This window comes from Actinoplanes sp. NPDC051633, assembly GCF_040681735.1.
Lineage (GTDB): Bacteria > Actinomycetota > Actinomycetes > Mycobacteriales > Micromonosporaceae > Actinoplanes.
In genome coordinates this window covers 1-4,692 of sequence record NZ_JBFAZH010000627.1, presented here as the reverse complement: position 1 = coordinate 4,692, position 4,692 = coordinate 1, and the positions used below count along the sequence as shown (strand labels likewise).

Here is a 4,692-nt window from a genome sequence, read left to right as displayed (position 1 = left end):
GACCTTCACCAACGTGGTGGTGCACTCGAACACCTACAGTGGCGTGGCGCAGGACGGGCTGGCGTTCTCGTCGGTCTTCGCCGGCCTGCCCGGCGACGCGGTGGGCACGACGGGCCGCGACTCGGTCGCGATCCCCGACGAGGAGCCGACCGCCGACGACCCGAAGACCAGCCCGTACCCGGTGTGGCGCCTGACCGCCCAGTACGTGAGCGGCTACAAGGTCGTCTGGCACGGCGTCGTCTACGAGGCGAAGTGGGCGAACCAGGGGATGGACCCGTCGGAGAGCGGTGACGCGACCACCCCGACGCCGTGGACGGTCATCGGCCCGGTCGCCCCGTCCGAGTCGGCGCCGGTGCCCAGCCCGGCGGTGACCGGGGTGACCGACGCGTGGGAGCCGGAGAAGCTCTACGCGCACGGCGATCGCGTGCTCTTCGAGGGCTTGCCGTACGAGGCCCGGTGGTCGACCAGCCGTGACGCCCCGTCCACCGAGTTCCCGATCGACGCCGACGACCCGTGGCAGCCGCTGTTCACGATCCCGGGCGAGCCGGCGACGCGCTGAACACCGGGACGCTCTCCAGGCCGACCGGAACGGTGACCGTCGTGGGACCCACGACGGTCACACCGTCCGCGCCCGACCATGTGCCGGCCGGCAGGACCACGGTGCGTTCGGTCGCTCCGCGCTCCACGACCGGCGCGACGATCAGGCCGGGGCCGAGGAAGAACTGGTCGGTCACGTCGTCGACGCCGTCCGCGTGGTAGGCCATCGCACGGATCACCGGCTCGCCGCTGCCGGCCGCGTGGTCGACCAGATCGAGGATCGACGGCAGCAGCTGATCGCGCAGGCGCAGCGCGGCGCCGACCGCCGCGCGGTGCCGGGCGTCGAGGACGCGGTCGGGCAGCGTGGAGAACTGCATCATCGGGGCGAGCGCGGCGATCTGCGCGTACCTGACGAAGAACTCCTGGTCGACTCCGCGGGCCGCGGTGACCGCGCCGATCTCGCCGCCGCCGATCATGTCGGGGCAGGTGTACGGATGCCCGATCAGCCCTTGCGCCACGAGCTCCGGCACCAGCGACGCCAGCCCGTCGGAGTCCCAGGACGGCGGCTTGTCGCGCAGTCGCTGTGCGAGTGGCCGGCCCGCCGCCTTCCAGCAGGCGCGGTACTCGTTGAACTCGTAGCGCAGCCCGGCCAGCGCCCACGCCTCGCAGAAGTCGACCGGCTCCGCGCCGTCCCCGGGCCGGTAGAACTCCACGTCGCCGGCGTCGAACTTGAAACCGTCCACGCCGTGATCGTTGACCAGCGCGTCCAGCTCGTCGTGCAGCCACCCCACGGCGGCCGGGTTCACCAGATCGAGCAGCGCGCTGAAACCGTTCCACCACCGGCGTACGACCGGCTCGCCGGCGGCGTCGCGGATCAGCAGCCCGCGTTCCTCCAGTGACCGGAAGGTCGCCGAGTCCGGGCTGACGAACGGAACGACCCAGAGCATCACCGTGAACCCGAGATCGTGCAGGCGATCGGTCATGGCGCGGGGATCGGGGAACCGGGCGGCGTCGAACCGCCAGGTGCCGTAGTCCTCGGCCCAGCAGTCGTCGATCATCAGGACCCCGGGCGGCAGGCCGTCGTCGAGGATCCGCTTCGCGTACCCGAGGACCGCCTCCTGCGTCGGCCGGTATGGCATCTCGATCCACGTGTTGTACTGCGGCCCGGTGAACATCGAGCGGGCCGGCGCCCGGCCGGATGCCGGGAAGAACCGGGACGACGCGGCCCGGAAGGCATCCCGCAGCGACGTGCCCGCGCGGTCGGCAACCATGTCGCGGCCGTCGACCCGCAGCACGCCGTCGTCGACGGCGAAGGCGAACGGCCGTTCCGACCAGATGTACCGGCCGGTGCTCGACAGGAGCAGTGGTGCGCTCTGGTTGGTGCCGGACCACCACGCCAGGTCACGACGGTGCCCGTCGCGGAACGGCATGCGCGAGCCATCGGCGGCCGCACCGCCCCACCACCGCTCGCCGTCCTCGATCACCAGATCCACGGTTCTCAACTCCTCGTCTCGGGGCCGCAGTCGTACATCCGACTGCAGATCCGGGGATGTTCATCCGGATGTTGGTCGATGCGTTCTCCCTGCTCAGACCCATCAAACCGGATCGGATGATCGTTCGTTGTGGAGGAAAAATTCATGGAAGCGCTGTCATTGCGAATATTAGTTACCGGCGTCACCGGCGGCGCGTGCACACTGGATCGGCGCGGAGTTGACCGCGTCTGAGCAGCTTCCACGGGGCAGGAGGCGCTGGTGTACGAATCGACCGATCCCAACCTACGGTTCGCCGTCCTCGGACCTCTGACCGCGACGCTCGGCAAAACCCGTCTGGACCTCGGATCCGTGCCACAACAGGTGCTGCTCGCGGTTCTGCTGCTGCATGCCGGCACCCCGGTCGAGCGGTCCCGGCTGATGGACGACATCTGGGGGGCGGACGCTCCCGCCTACGCCGTGAACCTGTTGCAGAAGCGGATTTCCGCTCTGCGCCGGGTCCTGGAGCCGGCCCGCGGCCGGCGCGCGCCGTCGCACCTGATCACCTGGTCCGAGGCGGGCTATCGGCTGGAGGTCCCCGGCGACCGGCTCGATCTTCAGGACTTCGAGGACGCGCTCGCGCGGGGACGCGCCGCCGCCGCCGAGGGCGACCACGCCGCCGCCGCCCGGGAGCTGCAGGCCGCCCTGACGCTCTGGCGCGGACCGGCGTTCGAAGGGCTGCACAGCCCGTTGCTGGATGCCGAACGCGACCGCCTCGAGGAGCGGCGGGTCGGCGTGGTGGAGGACCGCATCGAGGCCGACCTCGCGGCGGGGAACCAGGCGGACATCATCGCGGAACTGCGGACGATGGTCGCCGGAAACCCGTTGCGCGAACGCCTGCACCGGCTGCTGATGCTGGCGCTCTACCGCGCCGGACGGCAGGCGGACGCGCTGACCACCTTCCGCGATGCCCGCCGGCAGCTGCACGACCAGCTCGGCATCGAGCCGGGGCAGGACCTGGCGCTCATGCACCAGCGGATCCTGGCCGCCGATCCCGCCCTCGACCGCGCGCCGGCCGAGGAGATCCGGCTCGCCGGGCCCTCACCCGCCGATCCGGCGCCGCCGAGGCCCGCGCAGCTTCCGCACGCACCGGCCGACTTCGTCGGCCGGGCGGACGCCGTGCGGCACCTGGACTCGTTGCTCGAGGAGGAGGGCGCGTCCGGCGGCACCGTGGTGATCAGCGCCATCGCCGGAACGGCGGGCGTCGGCAAGACCACCCTGGCCCTGCACTGGGCGCACCGCATCCGGCACCGATTCCCCGACGGGCAACTGCATGTCAATCTGCGCGGGTTCCATCCCGCCGGATCGCCGCTGGAGCCGACCGAGGTGCTGAAGGGCTTCATCGAGGCCCTGGGCGTCTCCTCCCAGCGGATCCCGGCGAGCGTGGAGAGCCAGATCGGCCTCTACCGCAGCCTGCTCGCCGACCGCCGGGTCCTGATCCTGCTCGACAACGCGCTCGACTCCGACCAGGTGCGGCCGCTGCTGCCCGGGACGGCCGGCTGCCTGGTGATCGTGACCAGCCGGCACGACCTGACCGGGCTCGTCGCGGTGGAGGACGCTCGACCGATCGCGCTCGACCTGTTGTCGCCGGCCGAGGCGCGGGTGCTGCTGCGCCGGCGGATCGGCGCCGCCCGGCTCGACGCCGAACCCGCCGCGGTCGACCAGATCATCGCGGCCTGCGCCCGGCTGCCGCTGGCTCTGACGGTTGCCGCGGCCCGCGCCGCGACCCGGCCGGGCTATCCGCTGCGCGTGCTCGCCGACGAGCTGCACCAGGCCCGGCGGCGGCTCGACGCCTTCGACGACGGCGACCGCGCCACCGACGTCCGGGCCGTGTTCTCCTGGTCGTACCAGTCGTTGAGCCCGGCCGCCGCCCGGCTCTTCCGGCTGATGGCGCTGCACCTGGGGCAGGATGCGGCCGCGCCGGCCGTGGCCAGCCTGGCGGGGGTGCCGGTGGCCGATCTCCGGGCGCCGATGTCCGAGCTGATCCGGGCGCACCTGGTCACCGAGCACGTGTTCGGCCGCTTCGGCTTCCACGACCTGTTGCGGGCGTACGCGGCGGAGCTGACGCAGACGGTCGACACGGCGGCGGACCGCGACGCCGCGATCCGGCGGCTGCTCGATCACTACATCCACACCGCGAACCGCGCGCAACGGCTGCTGGGTCCGCCCGAGCCGCTGGCTCCGCCGCACGCCGTGACGATCGAGGTCCCGGCGATGCTCGACGGCGTCGCCGTCGCCGAGATCACCGGTCATGACGAGGCGATGTCGTGGTTCGACACGGAGTTGTCCGACCTGCTCGCGGCTCTGGTGCAGGCGTTCGACGCCGGCTTCGCCGAGCAGGCCTGGCTGCTGACGATCGCGCTCACGCCGTTCCTGGAGAGTCAGGGCGTCTGGTACGACGAGTGGTCGGGCGAACTGGCGTCGCGTCCGGACGAGCTGCACCAGCGAGCGCTCGTCCAGCGTCTGCTCGGCCGCGCCTGCGCGCGACTCGGCCGGCACGACCAGGCGCAGGACCACCTGCGCGAGGCGCTCGGGCACTACCGGTGCGCGGGTGATGTGGTGGGGCAGGCGATGGTGCATCGCGACCTCTGCTGGGACCTCGGACAGGAGGCCCGGCACCAGGACG

Annotated in this window: 2 protein-coding genes and 1 pseudogene; 2 read left to right on the top strand and 1 reads right to left on the bottom strand. The window is 72.1% G+C overall.

Translation table 11 applies throughout. The features are described from left to right. A pseudogene (locus tag AB0M20_RS28250) lies at positions 1 to 559 on the top strand (chitinase); the annotation flags it as partial. Here AB0M20_RS28250 and AB0M20_RS28245 read toward each other — a convergent pair. Further along, positions 528 to 2,030, bottom strand: coding sequence for a glycoside hydrolase family 31 protein (locus AB0M20_RS28245; protein ID WP_364303275.1), 1,503 nt, complete (start codon positions 2,028 to 2,030; stop codon positions 528 to 530). The pseudogene AB0M20_RS28250 and the gene AB0M20_RS28245 sit on opposite strands and share 32 nt — an antisense overlap. A gap of 258 nt (positions 2,031 to 2,288) precedes the next feature. Between AB0M20_RS28245 and AB0M20_RS28240 the strand changes: the two genes are divergently transcribed. Beyond that, positions 2,289 to 4,692, top strand: a 2,404-nt coding sequence (locus AB0M20_RS28240; protein ID WP_364303273.1) for a BTAD domain-containing putative transcriptional regulator, incomplete at its 3' end; no start/stop codon positions are given.